This window comes from Hydrogenophaga sp., assembly GCF_051858985.1.
In the GTDB taxonomy this organism is placed as follows: Bacteria; Pseudomonadota; Gammaproteobacteria; order Burkholderiales; family Burkholderiaceae_C; genus Hydrogenophaga.
This window is the reverse complement of sequence record NZ_JBHYGM010000002.1, coordinates 17,599-38,199: the sequence shown is the minus strand read 5'-3', so window position 1 is coordinate 38,199 and position 20,601 is coordinate 17,599. Positions and strand designations below refer to the sequence as shown.

At 65.4% G+C, this 20,601-nt stretch carries 21 protein-coding genes; 8 read left to right on the top strand and 13 right to left on the bottom strand.

Going from position 1 to position 20,601, the window contains the following annotated elements:
* Positions 1 to 81: 81 nt before the first annotated feature.
* Positions 82 to 1,548: a DUF3696 domain-containing protein gene (locus tag ACTIEY_RS06590; protein WP_439518322.1), complete on the top strand. Its 1,467-nt coding sequence runs from the start codon at positions 82 to 84 to the stop codon at positions 1,546 to 1,548.
* A 3-nt stretch (positions 1,549 to 1,551) separates the two neighbouring features.
* Entirely contained in the window at positions 1,552 to 2,352 is an 801-nt protein-coding gene (locus ACTIEY_RS06585; RefSeq protein ID WP_439518321.1) for a hypothetical protein, read from the top strand.
* A gap of 188 nt (positions 2,353 to 2,540) precedes the next feature.
* On the opposite strand, the gene ACTIEY_RS06580 is transcribed toward ACTIEY_RS06585, so the two are convergent.
* Complete coding sequence (locus ACTIEY_RS06580) at positions 2,541 to 3,140, bottom strand: MarR family winged helix-turn-helix transcriptional regulator (protein ID WP_439518320.1); 600 nt, start codon at positions 3,138 to 3,140, stop codon at positions 2,541 to 2,543.
* On the opposite strand from ACTIEY_RS06580, the gene ACTIEY_RS06575 reads away from it, so the two are divergent.
* Both ACTIEY_RS06575 and ACTIEY_RS06570 read left to right on the top strand, forming a co-directional pair.
* Complete coding sequence (locus ACTIEY_RS06575) at positions 3,139 to 4,113, top strand: tripartite tricarboxylate transporter substrate binding protein (protein WP_439518319.1); 975 nt, start codon at positions 3,139 to 3,141, stop codon at positions 4,111 to 4,113. The genes ACTIEY_RS06580 and ACTIEY_RS06575 overlap by 2 nt on opposite strands.
* A 14-nt stretch (positions 4,114 to 4,127) precedes the next feature.
* Positions 4,128 to 5,351, top strand: coding sequence for a flavin-dependent oxidoreductase (locus ACTIEY_RS06570; RefSeq protein ID WP_439519414.1), 1,224 nt, complete (start codon positions 4,128 to 4,130; stop codon positions 5,349 to 5,351).
* Between the two features lie 26 nt (positions 5,352 to 5,377).
* Here the strand turns inward: ACTIEY_RS06570 and ACTIEY_RS06565 are convergent, their stop codons facing one another.
* Positions 5,378 to 6,148, bottom strand: a complete 771-nt coding sequence (locus ACTIEY_RS06565; RefSeq protein ID WP_439518318.1) for a TOBE domain-containing protein — start codon at positions 6,146 to 6,148, stop codon at positions 5,378 to 5,380.
* 124 nt (positions 6,149 to 6,272) lie between these two features.
* Here ACTIEY_RS06565 and modA point away from each other — a divergent pair, with 124 nt between their 5' ends.
* From modA to modC, 3 genes are read left to right on the top strand one after another with little or no spacing between them, the layout of a single operon-like run.
* Complete coding sequence (gene modA / locus ACTIEY_RS06560; RefSeq protein WP_439518317.1) at positions 6,273 to 7,031, top strand: molybdate ABC transporter substrate-binding protein; 759 nt, start codon at positions 6,273 to 6,275, stop codon at positions 7,029 to 7,031.
* A gap of 4 nt (positions 7,032 to 7,035) precedes the next feature.
* A complete protein-coding gene (modB, locus tag ACTIEY_RS06555; RefSeq protein ID WP_439518316.1) occupies positions 7,036 to 7,719 on the top strand; it encodes a molybdate ABC transporter permease subunit in 684 nt (227 codons plus the stop codon).
* Entirely contained in the window at positions 7,716 to 8,816 is a 1,101-nt protein-coding gene (gene modC, locus ACTIEY_RS06550; protein ID WP_439518315.1) for a molybdenum ABC transporter ATP-binding protein, read from the top strand. The genes modB and modC overlap by 4 nt, the downstream gene beginning before the upstream one ends.
* Positions 8,817 to 8,842: 26 nt before the next feature.
* Here the strand turns inward: modC and ACTIEY_RS06545 are convergent, their stop codons facing one another.
* The 11 genes from ACTIEY_RS06545 to ACTIEY_RS06495 all read right to left on the bottom strand — a co-directional run bounded on the left by ACTIEY_RS06545 (position 8,843) and on the right by ACTIEY_RS06495 (position 19,364).
* The gene (locus ACTIEY_RS06545; RefSeq protein WP_439518314.1) at positions 8,843 to 9,103 is read right to left on the bottom strand and encodes a hypothetical protein; all 261 of its coding nucleotides are present in this window, start codon (positions 9,101 to 9,103) and stop codon (positions 8,843 to 8,845) included.
* A 69-nt stretch (positions 9,104 to 9,172) separates the two neighbouring features.
* Complete coding sequence (locus ACTIEY_RS06540) at positions 9,173 to 9,586, bottom strand: DUF3597 family protein (RefSeq protein ID WP_439518313.1); 414 nt, start codon at positions 9,584 to 9,586, stop codon at positions 9,173 to 9,175.
* Between the two features lie 10 nt (positions 9,587 to 9,596).
* Positions 9,597 to 11,036, bottom strand: coding sequence for a UDP-glucose dehydrogenase family protein (locus ACTIEY_RS06535; protein WP_439518312.1), 1,440 nt, complete (start codon positions 11,034 to 11,036; stop codon positions 9,597 to 9,599).
* Between the two features lie 106 nt (positions 11,037 to 11,142).
* The gene (locus tag ACTIEY_RS06530) at positions 11,143 to 13,320 is read right to left on the bottom strand and encodes a SulP family inorganic anion transporter (RefSeq protein ID WP_439518311.1); all 2,178 of its coding nucleotides are present in this window, start codon (positions 13,318 to 13,320) and stop codon (positions 11,143 to 11,145) included.
* 92 nt (positions 13,321 to 13,412) lie between these two features.
* Positions 13,413 to 14,195, bottom strand: a complete 783-nt coding sequence (locus ACTIEY_RS06525; protein WP_439518310.1) for an ABC transporter ATP-binding protein — start codon at positions 14,193 to 14,195, stop codon at positions 13,413 to 13,415.
* On the bottom strand, positions 14,192 to 15,190 hold the full coding sequence (locus tag ACTIEY_RS06520; RefSeq protein ID WP_439518309.1) for a FecCD family ABC transporter permease: 999 nt from the start codon (positions 15,188 to 15,190) through the stop codon (positions 14,192 to 14,194). Before ACTIEY_RS06520 ends, ACTIEY_RS06525 begins: the two co-directional genes overlap by 4 nt.
* Positions 15,190 to 16,236, bottom strand: coding sequence for an iron ABC transporter substrate-binding protein (locus ACTIEY_RS06515; protein ID WP_439518308.1), 1,047 nt, complete (start codon positions 16,234 to 16,236; stop codon positions 15,190 to 15,192). Before ACTIEY_RS06515 ends, ACTIEY_RS06520 begins: the two co-directional genes overlap by 1 nt.
* The gene (locus ACTIEY_RS06510) at positions 16,217 to 17,023 is read right to left on the bottom strand and encodes a molybdate ABC transporter substrate-binding protein (protein ID WP_439518307.1); all 807 of its coding nucleotides are present in this window, start codon (positions 17,021 to 17,023) and stop codon (positions 16,217 to 16,219) included. Before ACTIEY_RS06510 ends, ACTIEY_RS06515 begins: the two co-directional genes overlap by 20 nt.
* 6 nt (positions 17,024 to 17,029) lie before the next feature.
* Complete coding sequence (locus tag ACTIEY_RS06505; protein WP_439519413.1) at positions 17,030 to 17,827, bottom strand: substrate-binding domain-containing protein; 798 nt, start codon at positions 17,825 to 17,827, stop codon at positions 17,030 to 17,032.
* A 17-nt stretch (positions 17,828 to 17,844) separates the two neighbouring features.
* Positions 17,845 to 18,630 carry an ATP-binding cassette domain-containing protein gene (locus tag ACTIEY_RS06500; RefSeq protein ID WP_439518306.1) on the bottom strand — a complete coding sequence of 262 codons (786 nt, stop codon included), beginning with the start codon at positions 18,628 to 18,630 and terminating at the stop codon, positions 17,845 to 17,847.
* Complete coding sequence (locus tag ACTIEY_RS06495) at positions 18,627 to 19,364, bottom strand: ABC transporter permease (protein ID WP_439518305.1); 738 nt, start codon at positions 19,362 to 19,364, stop codon at positions 18,627 to 18,629. The genes ACTIEY_RS06500 and ACTIEY_RS06495 overlap by 4 nt, the downstream gene beginning before the upstream one ends.
* 101 nt (positions 19,365 to 19,465) lie before the next feature.
* On the opposite strand from ACTIEY_RS06495, the gene ACTIEY_RS06490 reads away from it, so the two are divergent.
* Positions 19,466 to 20,599, top strand: a complete 1,134-nt coding sequence (locus ACTIEY_RS06490) for a substrate-binding domain-containing protein (RefSeq protein WP_439518304.1) — start codon at positions 19,466 to 19,468, stop codon at positions 20,597 to 20,599.
* The last annotated feature ends 2 nt before the right edge of the window (positions 20,600 to 20,601 follow it).

Below are 20,601 nucleotides of genomic sequence, written 5' to 3'. Positions count from 1 at the left end.
TGAAGCGGCATAACTTTTATGCACAATTCCTAGCCAATCGCATCCGGAAACCCAATAACATATACCCACAAAGGATGTAATATGCGAATAACAGTAGAGAACTTCAAAGGGATTGCCAGAATCGAGGATTTTTGCTTGGAGCAAATTTCTATATTGGCAGGAACCAACAGCGGTGGAAAAAGTTCGCTTGTTCAATTGCTCATGTTGCTTAAACAATCGCTGGAGGCACGATCACCGGAAACACCCCTGAAACTGAACAAACCGTACATTTCCCTCGGTAGATTCGAAAACGTTATCCGGCGCTCGCCGGGAGTTAAGTCCTTCAAGGTTGCGATAGTCCTCGAAAGAGCCGATCTAGATGAACGATTACTTGAGGTATTCGCAGGGAAGCGACGGGTGCCTGGCCTGCTAGGCACGGAGTTAGCTGATGTTAAGGAGGTGCGGGTGGTCGCAGAATTCAAGAAGCCAACGAACAGAATAGTCGTGAGTTCGTTTGAAATTGAAATCATTGCTGATCGGAATATATCTCTCACAATTGCACGAAAATCTCACGGTAAATCCCACACGCTAAAAACGAACGCTGATCAATTCTTCTTTCGTCGAATCAAGTTTAAAACCTCCGGCATAGGTAGCCAAGAACACCCAAGTAATGGGGGACGATCATACGATGGAAAGGTTGGCTACACAGCATTCTTCCCTTTGGAACTGGATATCGAACCAAGTGAAAGCGAGTATGTATCTTTTTCGCCCTTGATGAACTACATACGAAATTCTTTACATTCTGCGTTTGAAAGAATCTCTTACATCGGACCTCTTCGAGAAGAACCCAAAGAATTTTATTACCACGATGACGATCTAATCGACCACATTGGGAATAAGGGTGAAAATGCTGCATTTTTACTTTCCAAGCACGCAGAAGACCATGTTCAATACATAAGGTTTGGCATGGGAACCCGAGCAGAAGCGATCGTGCGGAATGGGAATCTCAAAGAGGCAGTTAACTACTGGCTTTGTGAAGTCTTTGGTCTCGCCAAGGAGGTTCGAGTTACCCGAGCTAAGACAAACCGTCATCTCTATTCAGTATCACTTAAGGGATGGGATGGTGGGATCGTTCCAATTACGCATGTAGGGTTTGGGGTGAGTCAGATTTTCCCGATCTTGGTAGAAGGCCTTAGGTCTACTCCAGGTCGACGAATAATAATTCTTGAGCAGCCCGAGATTCATTTGCATCCAAAAGTTCAAAGCTGGCTATTTGATTTCGTTCGGTCGGTATCTAATGTTTCGTTCTTGGTTGAAACTCACAGCGATCATTTCATTAATCGGCTACGACGAAGAGTTGCAGAGGATGAATCTAATTCGCTGGCCGACAGAATCAACTTAACCTTTGTTAATCCCAGCGAAGAAGGTACTAACTACGAGAGACTGAAGTTATTTGATACTGGTTCACTCGCGAAGTGGCCTGTAGGTTTCTTTGATCAATATGATGAAGATGTTCGAGCTCTAGTCCGCGCCCAAGCGGACCGCCGTAAAAATTTGCCGGCAGAATGATTCATGCCATCAGAAACATTGGTTTTTGACCCTGCACTTCTCGTGTGGGACCGCGAGCACTTTAGGAGCGACGAACGCAGTTATTGGCAGCTGGTCGGTGACCTAATGACTCTGTTTGATGTCATAGACCGCACAACTTATGAGCTTGTATTAAGTTCAAGACTTGCAGAGCTTGTGATAAATGACTTTCCGGCGGATGAACTTTCGAGCACTGGTAACTTTACCGATTTCCTGCGTGCCACGTATTCTTTTCTAGCAAGAATTTCTGAGGCGCGGCGCCTTTACACACCTAAGATGAGCCCCTCAAATATTGTTCCGGACATCGCCTCGCGACCTCATTTTTCTGCGGGAGTTTCCCTCGAGTGTCGGACTGCGGTTATTTACGCATTTGAGCAGCCGATCAATGGACACGTACTTTCACATGGTCTGATTTGGCCGGTAGGACATGCACATTTGACAAGTGAGGAAGTCGTATCAAAGGTACTTCCGGCACGCCTGGGCGCGGATGAGTATTTGTCTCTTTGTGAAGCGACACGGCGAATATACGAGAAGAACGATAAACATGATTCTGCTTGTGGATACGGATCTCGACTCCCAGACCTACTTGACGATACTGCCATTCAATCAATGTTGGATGTTGCAGTTGAAGTAAGAGGGCAGGACTGCCTCTGTGCAAGGTCAGTTGCAGGGGAAAGAGTGTTGCTATTCCGTCGGCATCACAAAAATTGCTACCACGCTTATCCAATCGAGGAGCATGAACTTTCAAAATATGGAATCAATCCAAGGTTGATTCCTGCGGTCTAAGCAAACTCTCTTTGGCAACCTCGGAACACACGCAAACCTGCCGCCACACTTGAGCATGATTGGCTGACCATAGACGAGTCCATCGCTCTGTCCGAACTGAGTGCGCAGTTGCACCACACCATGGGGTCGTCGGGCGAGGCGGTTTCGCATTCATGTATCCACGATCTGTGGCTCTGCGCAGAGGTCCGCTATCGTGACCGCTTGGCCCGGCTAGGTCTCGCGGTCTCTGCTTTCAATTCGAGCGGCACAAACGGAGCACGCGCTTCATCGCTCAGGCCTTCCGTGATCGCGCTCAGCAGTTCGATGAGTTGGCGGCGCTGCGCGGGGTTCAGGGGAGACAGCAGTTTCTGGTAGGCCCGCTCCGCCGGCTCGCGCGCCGCTTCGACCAATCTGCGCCCCTCCTCCGTCAGGTTGAGATTCATCTGACGCCGGCTGACCGTGGATCGTTCGCGCCTGACCAGGGCTCGGTCTTCAAGGCCCTTGACCACGCGCATCACGGTGACCTTGTCGAACGCCAAGGCCCGCGAAAGGCGGGTCTGATCGATGCCCGGTTCAGCGGCCAGCACGGTCAACACGCCGTACTGGGCGGGCGTGAGTGCGACTTCGGCGCACGCGTTTTCGAACACGGCCGCTGAAATCTGGTGGGTTCGGCGAAGCAGGAAACCTGGGCGCTGGTAGATGTCGAAATGAGGCATGGCTTGTTGGGCAGGCTTCGGGATTTTACGGATGTGCACCGTCTTTCGACCCAGGACAATAGGAAGCATGCTAACAGTAGGAGCCGTTTCCATGACCATCCTGAACTCGAAGATTCGACGCGCCGTGGCGGCCCTGGGGCTCGTGGTGGCAGCGGGCCTGGCGGCCGCGCAGCCGGCCGAAGGGCCGATTCGACTGATCGTGCCCTTCACACCGGGAACAGGCATCGACCTGATCGCACGGACGGTGGGTCCCAAGCTGTCGGAAAGGCTCAAGCGGCCGGTGGTGGTGGAGAACCGGGCCGGCGCGTCCGGCAACATCGGCACGGAAGCCGTGGTGCGCGCCGCGCCGGACGGCAGCACGCTGCTGGTGAGCGTGAACACCCTGGTGATGAACCGCAGCCTGTATCCGCAACTGAGCTTCGACCCGGTGCGCGACCTGGAGCCTGTGAGCCTCACGAGCTGGGGGCAACTCATTCTGGTCACCCATCCTCGCTCTGGCTTCAAGACGGCAACCGATCTGGTGACGGCGGCGCGCAATGCCCCCGGCAAGCTCAACTACGCCTCGCCGGGCGTGGGCACACCGCACCACCTGTCGATGGAGCTGTTCAAAACCACGGCAAAGGTGTTCCTCACGCACATTCCCTACCGTGGCACCGGCCCTGCCGTCACGGACATGCTCGGGGGTCAGGTCGACGCCATGTTCCTGCCGATCCACGTGGCGCTGCCGCAGGTGCGTTCGGGCCGCCTGGTGGCTCTGGGCATCGGCAGTGAAAAACGCCATCCATTGCTGCCCGATGTGCCCACGCTCAGCGAAGCCAAGGCCGGCGATGTGAACGTGGACATGTGGTACGGCATCTTCGCGCCCAAGGGCATGCCGGCAGCGCAGATCGCCACGCTCAACCGTGAGATCAACGACATCCTTCGCAGCGAAGACGTGCAGAAGGCGTTTGCCGGCCAGGGCATGGACCCGGCGAGCAACACGCCCGACGCGTTCGGGCGCCTGGTGGCCAAGGACGCGGATCGATGGGCCGCACTCATCAAATCCCAGGGCATCAAGGCCGAATGACACGCGATAAAGACATCCCGGTCGCCGTGGTCGGCGGCGGCATCGGCGGACTGGCCTTCGCGCTCGCCATGCACCAGCGCGGACAGGTCTGCGACGTGTTCGAGGCGGCACCCGAGGTGAAGGAAATCGGCGTCGGCATCACGCTGCTGCCACACGCCATGCGCGAACTCGATGCGCTGGGGCTGACGGCGGAACTGGAAGCCGAGGCCATCGAAAACCTGGAGAGCGTGTTCTACAACCGGTGGGGGCAGTTCGTTTACGCCGAACCGCGCGGACGCCACGCGGGATACGCACTGCCCGAACTCGGCATCCACCGTGGCAAGCTTCACCGCGTGCTGTGGAACGCAGCCGTGCAGCGGCTCGGTGCGGATCGCCTGCATGTGGGGCACCGGTGCATCGGCATTGATCCTGTCGAGGGTGGCGCGACGCTGCGCTTTGAAGCAGGTGGTCAGGGCGAGCCTGTGCAGGTGAACGCCGGCGTCGTGGCGGCGTGCGACGGCGTGAACTCGACGATTCGGCGGCATTTTTATCCGGACGATCGCATCTGCTACGCGGGCATCAACACGTGGCGAGGCGTGAGCGTGCACAAGCCCATCCTCACCGGAAAAAGCTACATCCGCATCGGCTCCATCGACACCGGCAAGATGGTGATCTACCCGATCGTCGACAACGTCGATGGCAAGGGGAACCAGCTGATCAACTGGGTGGCGGAAATCCGCGACCCGAATGGCGCCATGAACGACTGGAACCGACCCGGCCGGCTCGAGGACTTTCTCCCGGTGTTCGAGTCCTGGCGCTACGACTGGCTGGACGTGCCCGCCTTGATCGGGTCTGCCCAGAAGGTGTTCGAGTACCCCATGGTCGACAAGAACCCCTTGCAGCAGTGGTCGTTCGACCGCGTGACGCTCATGGGGGACGCAGCCCATCCGATGTATCCGCGCGGCTCCAATGGTTCTGCGCAGGCCTTGCTCGATGCCCGCACGCTCGCCGACGAAATGGCGGGCTCGCCGGACGATCCTGCGGCGGCGTTTCGCCGGTACGAAGCGCTGCGAATGGGACCCACGGCCAAGGTGGTGGAGACCAACCGCACACTGCCGCCGGACTTCATCATCATGAAGGCCGATGAACTCAGCGGGGGCCAACCGTTCAGCCACATCGACGACCTCATCAGCCAGGAAGAGCTGCGAGCGATTTCGGACAACTACAAACAGATTGCAGGCTTTGCCCTGAAGCCATGAGTGCTTTCAGCGCCCGGGGGGCGCGATCAACCTGGCAAACCCACCACCAACGCCGCATAAGGCATGGTCGCCACCGCGCGCGCACCCACACGCGCCGTGAACGGATGCGGCGCAAAGCCCACCCAATGCCCTCCTCCTTCGAGCGCAATCACCACCTCATCGCGGTCGGCACCCTTGGCCACGCGGTCCACGCGGCCTTCCAGTGAACACTGCTGCGCTGCGGTATCTCCTTTTGCAGCGCTCGCGGCTCGCGCCGCGCTGAGCACGGTCACTGCCGTGGCCTTGCACAGCGCCAACACCTCCAGCCCCGGCGCCAGGCCCAGCAGATCAGCGCTTTCGCGCGTGACGCTGGCCGTGAGTGCGGCGCCACCGGGTGTGCGCAATTGCACCCACACCATGGGGTCGTCGGGCGAAGCGGGTTCGCATTGCAGCACGCGGCAGGGCAACTGGTTGCGCATGCTGGTGCGCAAGCCGAAGCCGCTGGCGAGTTGCATGCCTTGCGAGAAGCGCGACAACACCTGTTGGCGCGCCTGGGCCAGTGCGTCGGCCAGCTTCAGCAGTTGTTCGCCGTGCGGGGTGATCTGTGCGCCGCCGCCGCCCACGCCTCCTACGGTGCGTTCCACCAGCGGCTGGCCGCTGAGGTTGGACAGGGTGTCGATGGCCTGCCACGCAGCTTTGTAGCTGATGCCCACTTCGCGTGCGGCCTGCGAGATGGAGTGGCCGGCGGCGATCTGGCGCAGAACGTCCAGGCGCTTGTCGCCGCTGCTGTCGGCCAGAGCCTGGGGCAGCGTGGTCAATGCATTTTTGGCTGCACTTCGGGTGGAAGGTTTTCGTGTGGAAGCCACGGGTTTTCTCAAGGGCCTATACTCGCACCGCTATTCCGGATTGGAATAGCGAGTTCTCTTGACAAGGAGCGGCCCGATGTTCGCACGTTCTCTTCTGCGCTGGCCTCTGTTTGCGCTCGCCGCCGTGGCCAGTGGCACGTTGCACGCGGCCGAAGCGCAGATTGCCGTGGCGGCCAACTTTGCCGAGCCCATCAAGGCCATTGCGGCGGTGCTGCAGAAGACCACTGGCCACACGCTGAAGATCAGCGTGGGTGCCACGGGCGGGCTGTATGCGCAGATCACGAACGGCGCGCCGTTCGACGCGATGCTGGCCGCCGACACCAAGACGCCCGCGCAACTGGAAGCCGATGGCTTGGCGCAGCCGGGCAGCCGCTTCACCTACGCCACGGGCAAGCTGGTGCTGTGGTCGGCCGATGCGGCCAGGGTAGATTTACAGGGCGCGGTGTTGAAGGGTGGCGCGTTTCGCAAGCTGGCGCTGGCCAACCCCAAGACGGCGCCCTATGGCGCGGCCGCCATGCAGACGATGGACAAGCTGGGGTTGACGGCCGCGCTCACACCGAAGCTGGTGCAGGGCGAGAGCATCGGTCAGACCTACAACTTTGCGTTCACTGGCAATGCGGAGATTGCCTTCGTGGCGATGTCGCAGGTGCTGGAAGGGGGCAGGCTCAAGGGCGGTTCGATGTGGGTGGTGCCGCAGAACCTGTATGCGCCCATCGAGCAAGGCGCGGTGTTGCTCAAGCGGGGCGCGAACAACGAGGCTGCGGTGGCTTTGATGAAGCTGCTTCAAAGTCAGAACATCAAGGCGCTCATCCGCTCCTACGGCTACGACATCTAGTCCCATGCTGCTCACCCCGTCCGACCTTCTAGCCATCGGCCTCACGCTGCAGGTGGCCACGCTCACCACGCTGATCCTGCTGGTGGTGGGGGTGCCGCTGGCGTGGTGGCTGGCGCGCAGCAACTCGGCCTGGAGCCGGCCGGTGGGTGCGCTGGTGTCGATGCCGCTGGTGTTGCCGCCTTCGGTGCTGGGGTTCTATCTGCTGGTGCTCATGGGGCCGAACGGGCCGGTGGGCCATTTCACGCAATGGCTGGGCCTGGGCGTGCTCACCTTCAGTTTCACGGGGCTGGTGATTGCCTCGGTGTTCTATTCGCTGCCCTTCATGGTGCAGCCGGTGCAGAACGCCATGCAGGGCCTGGGCACGCGTCCGCTGGAAGCGGCGGCCAGCCTGCGTGCCTCGCCCGTGGACACGTTTTTCTCTGTGGTGCTGCCGCTGTGCAAGCCGGGGCTCATCACCGGCACCATCATGGCGTTTGCGCACACGGTGGGTGAATTCGGGGTGGTGCTGATGGTGGGCGGCAACATTCCGGGCGTGACGCGCGTGGTGTCGGTGCAGATCTACGACCACGTGGAGGCGCTGGAGTATGGCGACGCGCACCGCCTCGCTGCCATCATGCTGGGCTTTGCTTTCGTGGTGCTGCTCGCGCTGCAGCTCTACCAGCGGCGCCAGCGCGGGAGCGCCGCATGAACGAAGGCCTGCAACTCACGGCGCGCCTGCAGCGCAGCGGCTTTTTGCTCGATGTGGACCTGCACCTGCCGGGCAAAGGCGTGAGCGTGCTCTACGGCCCTTCTGGCTCGGGCAAGACCACCTGCCTGCGCGTGCTCGCCGGCCTGGAACCGCTAGCCACCGGCACAGTGCGTGTGGGCAACGACGTGTGGCAAGACAGCGCGCGCGGCATGTTGCGCCCGGTGCACCAGCGCGCGCTGGGCTATGTGTTCCAGGAGGCCAGCCTGTTCGAACACCTGAGCGTGCAGCGCAACCTGATGTTCGGCTACACGCGCACTTCCGCCGCCGAACGCCGGCATGGCTGGGACCATGGCCTGGAGCTGCTGGGCATTGCGCACCTGCTGCGGCGCATGCCGCATGAACTCTCTGGCGGGGAACGCCAGCGCGTGGCGATGGCGCGGGCGCTGGCCGCCAGCCCGCGTGTGCTGTTGATGGACGAGCCGCTGGCTTCGCTGGACGCGGCGCGCAAGGCGGAAATCTTGCCGTGGCTGGAGCAGTTGCACGAACAGCTGGACATTCCGGTGGTGTACGTGACGCACTCGCCGGACGAAATGGCGCGCCTGGCCGATCACTTGGTGCTGCTGGAAGCGGGCCGCGTGCGGGCACAAGGCCCGGTGGATGCGCTCATGACGCGGCTCGATCTGCCGCTGGTGCAGGGCGATGCGGCGGCTTCGCTGATCGACGCGCGGGTGGTGGGCCATGAACCCACCGACCAACTCAGCGTGCTGGCGTTCCATGGTGGCCGGCTGCTGCTGCCGCAAGCCACCGCCGCCGCCCTGCCGGCCAACACGCCGGTGCGCGTGCGCATCCAGGCGCGGGACGTGAGCCTTTCCCTGCAGATGCCCGAGCACAGCAGCGTGCTCAACATCCTGCCGGCCACGGTGGTGGACGTGATCGACGACACGCCGGGGCAGGTGCTGGTGGCGTTGAAGCTGGGGGAAGCCGATGGTGCCGTGCGCCTGCTCTCGCGCATCAGTGCGCTGTCAGCGCGGCGGCTGGGCGTTGCGCCCGGGCTGGCGGTCTACGCCCAGATCAAGGGCGTGGCCATGGTGCGCTGAATGAGGTGCTTGCGCTCAGCGGGCTGTCAGCCAGCGGCTGCGCCCACCGCGTCTTTCACGCACTTCTTGGTGAAGCTGGTCTTGGCGGCCCCGTAGATCTTCTTGTCGGCCGCGGCGGTGTCGCAGGTGGCTGCGGCGTCTTTCTCGCACTTCTTCAGGAAAGAGGTCTTGGCCGCGCCGGCCAGCTTTTTCTCGGCAGCGGCGGCGTTGCAGCTGGGGCCTTCGGCAAACGAAGCCACAGGCAAAAGTGCCGCCAGAACGAAGGAACACAGGACCAGTTTGCGCATGGGAGTCTCCATCAATGAACCCAGCCATTGAAGGCGACGCCCCATGCGGCGTCAAGGCAGCCGAAAGTATCAGTCGAGCATGTCCTTGGGGATGTTGCCGCCGTTGGCGGCGATATGCGCCAGCACGTTCTTGTGCAGCCACATGTTCATCTTGGCGGAGTCGCCCATGAGCTCGTCGGGGCAGTAGAGCTCCTTGGCCAGTTGCTTGCGGGCTTCCAGGCTGCTGTCCAGATCGAGCAGCTTGAGCAGGTCGACGATGGAGGTTTTCCAGTTCAGCTTCTGCGGGTTGGCGGCGGCCTTCTTCTCCATGAGCGCCATCACATCGACCATGGTGATGGAGGCCACGGGTGGCGGTGCGGCCACGGCGGGTGCGGGCGCGTCAGCGGGCGCCTGAGGCACGGGCGCGCTGGCCACCGGCGGCTGCGGGACGACCTTGGGCGATCCCATGCCGAGTTTTTCGAGGATGTTGCTGAAAATTCCCATGGTGTTCTCCTTATGAATGAACGGGCACGCCGTGTTCCGGATCGGCGACGTGCGGGACAAGCATAGGCCATAACGGTTCGCGCAAGCCACCCCGCCGCCCAATGCCCTGGTACACAAAGCCGAGGGCGTCCATCAGGGCCGGGTCGTAGAGGTTGCGGCCATCAAAGATCACGCGCCTGCGCATGCTGCGGGCCATGGCGTCGAAGTCGGGGTTGTGGAAGCACTTCCATTCGGTGAGCACCAGCAGCGCGTCCACGCCGGCCAGCGCGTCTTGCGGTGAATCCACAAAGCTCAGGGCGCGCACTTCATTCACCGGGCAACCCAGGTCGGCGCTGAGTGCGCGCTGGGCTTCGTTCAGGGCCACCGGGTCGTGCACCAGCACCTCGGCACCGCGCCGCAGCAGTTCGGGAATCACCTGGCGGCTGGGTGCATCGCGCATGTCGTCGGTGTTGGGTTTGAAGGCCAGGCCCCACACACCCAGGCGCAGGCCGCGCAGGTCGGGGCCGAAGTGCGCGCACACGCGGTCCACCAGCACCTGCTTCTGCGTGCGGTTCACCGCCTCGGTGGCCTCCACGATGCGCATGCGCAGCCCATGCGCAGACGCCGCGTGCACCAGCGCGCGCGTGTCCTTGGGGAAACAGCTGCCGCCGTATCCCGTGCCGGCATAGAGAAAGCTGTGGCCGATGCGGCTGTCCGACCCAATGCCCCGGCGCACGGCGTCGATGTCGGCACCGAGCGCGTCGGCCAGGTGGGCCATCTCGTTCATGAAAGAGATGCGCGTGGCGAGCATGGCGTTGGCCGCGTACTTCGTCATTTCCGCGCTGGCCACGTCCATCCACAGGCTGCGCTCGTGGTGGCGGTTGAAGGGTGCATACAGCCGCGTCATCAGGCGCCGCGCGGCATCGCCCGCGCTGCCCGGCGGCAGGCCGATGACGATGCGGTCCGGGTGCATGAAGTCGTCGATGGCGGCGCCCTCTTTCAGGAACTCCGGGTTGGAGACCACGGCGAAGTCCAGCGCTTCAAGCCCCCTGCCCGCCAGTGCCTGGCGCAGCACCTGCTCCACGCGCGCGCCGGTGCCCACGGGCACGGTCGACTTGTTGACCACCACCTTGAAATCGTTCATGTGCTGTCCGATCTGCGCGGCCACCGCCAGCACATGCTGCAGGTCGGCGGAGCCGTCTTCCTGCGGTGGCGTGCCCACGGCAATGAAGACCACCTCAGCATGCCGCACCGCCATGGCCATGGCAGTGGTGAAGCGCAGGCGCTCGGCCAGGCGGTTGCGCTGCAGCAGGTCTTCCAGCCCGGGCTCGAAGATCGGTACGCCGCCGGCCTTCAGCACTGCAATGCGCCCGTGGTCGCGGTCCACGCACACCACGTCGTTGCCCAGTTCCGCCAGGCAGGTGGCAGCGACCAGCCCCACATAACCCGCGCCCACCACTGCGATCTTCATGGCCGTTCTCCATTGGTTGGAGAACATGCTGCGGGCCGAGGATGACCTGACGTTGGCAGAGCGATGACAGTTGCGTGAATCCCGGACGACTCAGCGCGCCCCGCCGCTACTGTTGCGCGTCGATGATGGTGGTGGCAATCACCAGCCGGTTGGCCAGGTGCACGCCCAGGTTGCGCAAGATCTGCGCATGCAGCCGGGGTTCGAGCTGTTCCAGTGTGTCCAGCGCCTCGCGCGTGAGTTCCAGCAGATGGCTGGGCTCGACGCACCAGGCATCGGCGGTGCGCGCGCCGGTGCTGAGCAGCGAAATCTCGCCAAAGATGCTGCCGCGCCCAAAGCTCGCCAGGCGCGTCGCCTTCGAGGCTCGCGCGTTGCGCACGCTGATCTCCACCCGGCCGCTCTCCACCAGGAACATGGAACGCGCAGGTTCTCCGCTGGCGAACAAGCGGCCCGATGCCACCTGGTGCGGCACCAGCAGCGCGCGCAGATGCGCCGTTTCCGCAGCGTCCAGCCCGTTCATCAGCGGCAGGCTGGACAGCACGTCGACGCCGTCGGTGTCCATGGCAGCGCGGCGCAGCAGGTCGGCCTCGGCGTGCTCCAGCGCGTGGTCCATGTCGGGCAGCCAGCCTTCGGGGCCGGGGTGGTCCAGCCCCAGCGCCACCAGCGTGCGGCCCTCGGGCGTGTGGGCCTCGAAGCCGGCAATGAGCGTGCGCGTGCCCTGCGCCTGCAGCCGCAGCGCGCTGGCAGACAGCAACTGGCAGCCGCTAGCGTCCAGCGTGGTGAGTTTGTCCATGTCGACGACGCAGTGCGTCTGACCCGGCGCCACCGACGCCATGGCGCGCCCGAGTTGCTCGGCCGTACCGAAGAACAGCCCACCGCGGGGCCGCACGATGGTGATGCTGCGCCGGTGCTGCGCGAGCCACGCCGCCTGCTCAGGGGGCCACACGCGCATGGACGCCAGGCGCGAGGCGTCTTCCACCGTGGTGCGCGTGGAACGCGACAGGTTGAACGCCAGCAGCACGGTGGCGAGGATGGAACCGATGAACAGCGCCAGCGGCACGCTGCCCAGCAGGAACGACGCCACCACCGCCGTGACCACGCCCAGGTTGGACATGACCAGCCGGTTGCGCCCGCGCGAACGCACGGCGTTGCGCGCAAGGCGCTTTGCCCAGCCGTCCACCAGGCCGAGCCCGCTCATCACCAGCGTGCCCGCCAGCGCTGCGATGGGCACATACACCAGCAGGCCGCCCACCAGGAACACGATGATGAAAACGATCAGGCCGCTGCCGGCCACGTCCTGCCAGCGCGAACGCTGCCGTGCCGCTGCGAGCGTGATGGTGGTGTTGGTGCACACCGGCAAGGCGCCGAGCGCGCCACAGACGATGTTGGCGAAGCCCTGCGCGCGCACGGTGCGGTGCACGTCGACCACCTGCCCGGTGACCGCCGCTGCCGCCGAGGTCACCACGGCGGCATTCATGAGCGCCTGCAGCACCAGGAAGGCCACATAGGGCAACACGATGCGCAGCGTGCGGAACACCGAGTCGGGCGGCGTTGAAAGCAGTGCGACGGCGGTGTCGATCTGGGTGGACACGGGGTGGATGCTGCCCAGCGTGGGGCCGACATCGACACCCGCGACCGACACCAGGTGGTGCACCGCCATGGCCACCAGCACCGCCACCACGTTGGCCGGCCCCGGCAGAGCGCGCCGCTGGTACAGCCACACCACCAGGGCCGCCGCGCACGCCACCAGCACCGCGCCGGGCTTGACCGCGGCCCACAGATCCTGAAGCGAAAGTCCCTGGAGCCGGCCCGAAATGCCGAGCAGCGGCCCCACCTGCGACCACACCACCAGCAGGCCAATGCCGCTGATGAAACCCGCGCTCACGGGTGCGGGCAGGAAGCGGATCGCGTCGGCCAGGCGCAGGCGTGCGGAGAGCAGCAACAGCACGCCCATGAGCACCACGGTGATGGAGAGCGCGGCCCAGATGGAGCCGAAGGTGGCGCCGGGTTGCCGCGCGAGTTCAGCGGCCAGCGCCGCGTACAGCACGGCCACCGACGACGACGGCGAGGTGAACTGGAAAGGCGCGCGCGCGAAGAACGCCACGATGGCGCTGCCGAGCACCGCTGACGTGGCCGCAGCCGCCACCGCCGTGGCCACCGCGTTGCTCCCCAGCGGATGCGCCACCAGCGCCCCCACCGCCATGAAGAAGCCCAGGTTCAGCAGCGCCAGCGACGTGGGCACGCCCAGGGCGTCGAGCAGGCGTCGGGGACTCGAAGACGTGCGCAAGCGGGCGCTCCTGGGTTTCTGAAAAGAGGGAGTGACGCGGCACGGCCTGCCATGTCGGCAGCTTGGCATTGTGCACGCCGGGCGGCGCAGGCTTACGAACCGAACTCGGGCAAAAATACCGGCGGCCCGCCCGCCGCGTCGTTCACCTGATGAAGGCCCGCGTGGTAGAGCGCGCGCAGGCCTTGCGCCTCGATCACCCGCCCCACCGCGCCTTCGGCCAGCACGCGCCCGTCGCGCATGAGCAGCGCGCGGTCGGCGCAGCGCAGCGCCTGGTTGGGGTCGTGCGTGGTGAACAGCACCGCGAGACCATCATCGGCCAGCGTGCGGATGGCGCGCATGACCAGGCCCTGGTTGCCAAAATCGAGGCTGGCGGTGGGCTCGTCGAGCAGCACGGCCTGGGGCTGTTGCGCCAGCGCGCGGGCAATCAGCACGAGCTGGCGTTCTCCGCCGCTGATGCGGTGCACCGAACGGTCGGCCAGGTGTGCAATGCCGAGGCGTTCGATGGCGGCGCGGGCGATGGCACGGTCTTTGGTGCCGGGCCGTGCGATCAGGCCCAGGTGCGCGGTGCGGCCCATGAGCACCATCTCCAGCGCCGTGAAGCCGAAGGTGCTGGCCTGGCCCTGCGGCACGTAGGCCAGCACGCGCGCGCGTTCGGCCAGCGGCCAGTCCGCCAGCGAACGCCCTTGCAACCGGACCGAACCAGCGAGGGCAGGCAGCAGGCCCAGCAGCGTCTTGAGCCAGGTGGTCTTGCCGCAGCCGTTGGGCCCCAGCAGCGCCAGCACCTCGCCGCCCTGCAACGACAGCGACAGGCCAGAGCCCACCCCGCGGCCGGGGTAGCCCACGCTCAGGTCGGTGGCATCCAGCACCGAGGTCACACCCAACCCCGGGAAGCGCGCCGCAGCAGCACGATGAAGAACGGCGAACCGATGAGCGCGGTGAGGATGCCGAGCGGAATCTCCACCGGCGCGAGCGTGCGCGCGAGTGTGTCGATGAGCAGCAGCAGGCCACCGCCGAGCACGGCCGAGGTGGGCAGCAGGCGCACGAACGAGGGCCCCACCAGAAAGCGCGCCAGGTGCGGCACCACCAGCCCCACCCAGCCCACGATGCCGGCGGCGGCCACGCTGGCCGCCGTGACCAGCGTGGCGGCCGCCACGATGAGCAGACGCAGCCCGGTGGTGCGGGCGCCGAGCGAACGCGCTTCTTCTTCGGGGAGCGACATCACGTCCATGCGCCAGCGCAGCAACAGGAGCACCACGGTGCCCAGCGCCACCGGGGCGATGAGCGTGGGCAGGTCGTCGGCGTGCGCGGCTGCCAGGCTGCCCAGCAGCCAGAAGGTAATGGCCGGCAACTGGTTGTAGGGATCGGCCAGCACCTTCACCAGCCCGATGCCCGCGCCCAGCAACGAGCCGATGACGATGCCCGAGAGCAGCAGCACGAGCACCGGGTCGCCATGCCGCACGGTGGAACCCACGCCGTACACCAGCGCCACCGCGAGCAGACCGCCCACGAAGGCGGCGGCCTGGATGCCGAACACGCCGAACGAAAAGAAGATGCCCAGCACCGCTCCGAGCGCCGCACCGGCCGAGGCGCCGAGGATGTCGGGCGAGACCAGCGGGTTGCGGAACAGGCCCTGGAAGGCCGCACCCGCCACGGCGAGCGCCGCGCCCACCGCGATGGCCGCCAGGATGCGCGGCCCACGGATCTGCATCACCACGGTCTGCACCTGATCGTTGGGCGCGGGCGCGCCCTGCAGCACGGAGGCGAACAGCTGCCAGAGATCGGCGAGCGGGATGTCGGTGCGGCCTTGTGTGAGCGCCAGCAGCAGGCCGATCAGCAGCAGCGCGAACGCCCACAGCCCGCCTGCGCGCATCAGTCTCTTCCTGCGAGCACGCGCTGCACCTGGGAAGGCGACAGATCCACCTGGTAGAACAACTTGTAGAAGTCGCGCGTGACCACCGCCAGGTCTTCAGGAAACAACTCGGGAAACACCTTGCTGCCCAGCCACCACAGCCCGGGCAGGCGGTTCACGCTGGGCGGGAAGTCGATCCAGCCAAAAGGCAGCTTGGGCGAGAGGTGCACGCGCCCGCTCTTCACCGCGCTCACGCTGCGCCAGAGCGGGTTGGTGCGCACGGTCTGCGCGAAGGTCTGGTCGATGGTGACGATGACCTCCGGGTCCCAGCCCAGCACCTGCTCCATCGACACGGTGGCCAGGCCGCCCTGCAGGCCGGCCGCGACATGGCGGATGCCCATGGCCTCAAACATTTCCACGTTGATCGAACCGCCCAGCCCGGTCTCCAGGCCTTCGGGGCCGCGCGCGTAGTACACGCGGGGTTGTGCGGTGGCGCGGGCGACGCGCTCGCGCACCGTGCGCAAGGTGTCTGCGGCGACCTTCGCCAGCAACGCCGCGCGTTCGTGCCGGCCGGTGAGTTCGCCGAGCAGCAGGTAGCCGGGTGCCGTGGCTTCCAGCCGGCCGTCCAGCAGCGCGTAGGGAATGCCGGTCTGCGCCTGCACGCGGTCGGCCAGCTCCACGAAGGTGGCGCGTGTGGAACCCGAATCGACGATCAGGTCGGGCTTGCTGAGCAGCAACTGCTCGAGGTTGGTGGTGTTGCCGCGCCCGGTGAGGCGCCCCACCTCGGGCCGGTTGCCGATGCCGGGCAGCAGGAACTCCAGCTCGGGCGCGCGGTTGGCGCGCGGCCAGCCGATGAGTGCGTCCGGCGCCAGTGTGTAGAGCCAGATGGCCGCCGGTGGCCCCGCAGGAAAGATGCGCTGCACCTGCGGCGGCACGTTGACGCGGCGGTTCGCGCCATCGACCACGCTGCGGGTCTGCGCCCACGCGGGCAGGCAGGCACCCGCGCCGGCGGCGATCAGCAGATCGCGCCGGCGCAAGGCCGTCGCGTCAGGGTTGGCCGAACCCATACAGGGCAAACGTGGCCTGCGCGGGCGCCGCCAGCAGCGCCTGGGCAAAGGCATCGGCCGGGGCGGGTGCGCCGCGCCGCACCGTGAGCCCATACGAGGCACCCACCTGCAGGGCAGGCGGCACCTGCACCACCTTCAGGCGCGGCACTTCTTTCTGTGCCGCCACGGCGTTGGTGCAGTAGGTGAGGAACACGTCGGCCTGGCCCTGGGCCATCACCCACGCGTAGGTGCCCTGGCCGGCCGGCGGCTTGGGCGAATCGGCACCACCCGTGAGCTTGAGCGCCTTGGCGTCGAGCGCGGCGTAGGCGCCGCTGCGCACGCCATCGGCCTTGCGGAACAACTCCCAAGCGTAGTCGCCCGACGGATCGGCCTTGGGCGTGGACGTGCCCAGCTTCACCGCCGGGCTGAGCATCGTCTCCAGCAGCGTCTGAGGGGTCACGTTCACGCTGGCCTGCGTCAGCGCACACAGGCTGTTGCGCACAAACACCGTGTGCGGCGTCCAACCCCCGGCCGCTGCCAGCCGCTGCGGGTGCTGGGTGTCGGCCGAGGCGAACACCTGCGCGCCCTCGCCTTTCTCGATGCGCTCGCGCAAGAGTCCCGAAGCGCCGAAGGTCAGCGCGATCTTCTGGCCCGTGCGCGCTTCGTGATCGCGCGCGATCTCGGTCAGCACCTCGCGCAGGCTGCCGGCGGCGTAGACCTGCAAGGGTTCCTTCATCACGGGGGCTTCAGGCGTTGCGCAGGCGGTGAGCGAGGCCAGTGCGATGGCGGTCAGGCTGATGCGCTGCATCTCGCTTCACTTCGTTGCGTTCGGGAAGAACAGCTGTTCGCCACCGATCTTGTAGCCGGCAATCGCCGCCTGGCCGGCCGGGCCGGTCACCCAGTCGACGAACTTCTGGCCTTCGGCGGTCTTCACCTGCGGGTGCTTGGCGGCGCTCACCAGCATCACGCCGTACTGGTTGAACAGGCGCTTGTCGCCTTCCACCAGCACGGCCAGGTCGGCGCGGTTCTTGAAGTTGAGCCAGGTGCCTCGATCCGCCAGCACATAGCCGCCGCTGCTGGCCGCGATGTTGAGTGCGGGACCCATGCCGCAGCCGCATTCCTTGTAGCCCGTGCCCTTGTTGGCATCGGTGTCGGTCATCTTCCAGAAGCGAAGCTCGGCCGCGTGCGTGCCGCTCTTGTCGCCTCGCGAGATGAACTCGGCGTTGGCCGAGGCCACCTTCTTCATGGCGGCCACGATGTCGTTGCCTTTGGCCTTGACCGGGTCGGCCTTGGGGCCGATCAGCACGAAGTCGTTGTACATGACCTCCTGGCGCTTGGCGGCAAAGCCATCGGCGACGAACTTCTCTTCGGCCACCTTGTCGTGCACGAACAGCACGTCGGCATCGCCCCGGCGCGCCATGTCGATGGCCTGGCCGGTGCCGAGTGCGACCACCTTCACGTCGATACCGCTGGCCTTCTTGAATTCGGGCAGCAGGTAAGAGAACAGGCCCGATTGTTCGGTGGACGTGGTGGACGCCACCACGATGCTTTGCGCGAAGGCGCCCGCACTGGCCAGCAGGCCGGCGGTGCCGAGGACGGCGGTGAGGGTCAGTTGGCGGAAGGTGGTTTTCACAAGCTTTCTCCTTGAACAAACAAATGGGCCTGCGGACACAGGGAACGCAGCAGGTCGCGGTTGAAAAATTCGTGCACCGGCAGATCGGCCAGCAAGCGGCCGCCCTCCAGGTAGATGACGCGGTTGGCCAGGCGCTTGACCTGGCCCAGGTTGTGGCTGCTGAAGACCAGCGTGGTGGGCCGCCCGCTGGGCTGGCCGCTGGCGTCGCGCTGGCCGGTGGCCGTGAACTCGCTGATGAGCGCTTCCACCTCGCGCTTGGCGTGCGGATCCAGGCTGGCGGTGGGCTCGTCGAGCAGCCACACGGCCGGTCGCAATGCCCAGGCCCGCGCCAGCGCCAGGCGCTGCTGCTGGCCGCCCGAAAGCGCGCGCGCATTGCGCTCGGCCAGCGCGCCCATTTCCACCCGTTCAAGCGCCGCGAGCGCCACCGCATCGGTCTGGCGCCACGGCATGCCCTGCAGCCAAAGGCCGAGCTGGATGTTGCGTCGCGCGCTGATGCGCAGCATGTGCGGCCGCTGGAACAGCATGGCCACGCGCTGGTGGGCCGGGGTGTGCAGCTCGCCCGCGCTCCTGCGTTGCAGCCCGTGCAGCGTGCGCAGCAACGTGCTCTTGCCACTGCCGTTGGCGCCGACCAGCGCCACACGCTCGCCCTCTTCGATGCGCAGGTAGATGTCGGTCAGGGCCTGGATGTGCGCGGCGGCGCCCAGGCGCACCTGCACGCCGCGCAGTTCAAAACAGGGGGCGGGCACCACGGGGTGGTGGGTGGTGGAGGGAAGTCCGCTCATACCGCCACCATCGCCGTGGCCGCACTCGCCTTGCCATCCGCCCGCTCGCGCCAGCGGCGCACCAGCGACACCATGGCGTTGAGCAGCAGCACCACAGCCAGCAGCACCACGCCCAGGCCCAGGGCCAGCGGCAGGTCGCCCTTGCTGGTCTCCAGCGCGATGGCGGTGGTCATCACGCGCGTGAAGCCTTCGATGTTGCCGCCCACGATCATCACCGCGCCCACTTCCGACACCGCGCGGCCGAACGCGGTGAGCAGCACCGTGAGCAAGGCGTAGCGCTCGTCCCACGCCAGCAACAGGCTGCGCAGCGTGGCGCCCGCGCCCAGCGAGGACAGTTGTTCCCCATGGCTGCGCTCGGCGTCTTCCACCACCTGGCGCGTGAGCGCGGTCACCAGCGGCAGCACCAGCACGGTCTGCGCCAGCACCATGGCCTGGAAACTGAACAGCCAACCCAGGAAGCCGAGCGGGCCGGAGCGCGAGAGCAGGAGGTAGATCACCAGGCCCACCACCACCGACGGAATGGCGAGGAAGGTGTTGAGCACGGTGAGCACCGCACCGCGCCCGGGAAACCGCGCCGCTGCCAGCCAGGAGCCAAGCACCAGACCCAGGCCACAGGCCAGCAGGCACGCGGTGGCGCTCACGCCCAGCGAGCGCATCACCACCGACCACAGGCCCGGGTCGCCAGACAGGATCAGTTCGAGCGCGGTCGCCAGACTTTCGGAAAAGGTGTTCATAGGTTGCGACGGAGCTTACGGGCGTGCTCTCGAATTGGGAGTACGTAATGACGCGGTATGAATCGCCGGACATAAGATGGTTTGGGGCACACTTCCCCACCATGCGAAAGATCGAGCTCTCCTACACCCTGACGCCGTCGCGGCCTGGGCCTTCGCAAACCTCCGCGCTGCTGCGCAATCCCATGATGGATGTGCTGCATGCCTTGCGCAGCAGCGGCTCGATCTCAGGGGCGGCGCGCGAGCTGGGTCTGTCCTACCGCCACGTGTGGGGTCAGCTCAAGGAGTGGGAAGCCCAGCTGGGCCAGGGGCTGATCTTCTGGGAACGCGGGCAGGCTGCGCGCCTCACGCCCTTTGGCGAACGGCTGCTGATGGCCGAGCGGCTGGCGCAGGCCCGCCTGGGGCCACAGATGGAGGGCCTGCGCGCCGAACTGGAACGCGCGTTCGCGATGGCGTTCGAGGAGCCCCGCAGCGCCAGCGCCAGCGCGAGCGATGTGATCACGCTCTACGCAAGCCACGACCATGCGCTGAGCGAGCTGCAGCAATTCGCCAGCGCGCCCCCCGCGAGCAAGGAGGCGCCGCCGCCGTTGCACCTGGACATCCGCTTCAGCGGCAGCGTGGACGCGATCCGCGCGCTCAACGAAGGTCGCTGCACCCTGGCGGGCTTTCACACACAACCTTTCGCCGCTGCCGGCAGCCTGAGCGCGCGCACCTACCGCCCGCTGCTGCGCCCGGGCCTGCACAAGATCATCGGTTTCGCCCGCCGTTCGCAGGGGCTCATGGTGGCACCCGGCAACCCGCTGCGGCTGAAGGCCATGGCCGATGTGGCGCGCCTGCAGGCCCGATTCGTGAACCGTGCCATCGGCACCGGCACCCGGCTGCTGCTGGAAGAACTGCTGGCACAGGCCAGCCTGGCGCCGGACGACATCGCCGGCTTCTCCCATGTGGAGGCGTCGCACGCCGCGGTGGCGCAGGCGGTGCACAGCGGCAGCGCCGACGTGGGACTGGGCACCCAGTACGCGGCCAGGCGCGAGGGCCTGGATTTCGTGCCCCTCACCGACGAGCGGTACCTGCTGGTGTGCCTGAAGACCGCGCTGGAGCAACCTGCCCTGCAGCGCCTTCTGCAACACCTGCAGAGCCGCGCATGGCACGAGCGGCTGGAAGCTCTGCCGGGCTATTCAGCGGATCATTGCGGCGAAGTGGCTGCCATGAAACGCCTGCTTCCCTGGTGGCCCTGATC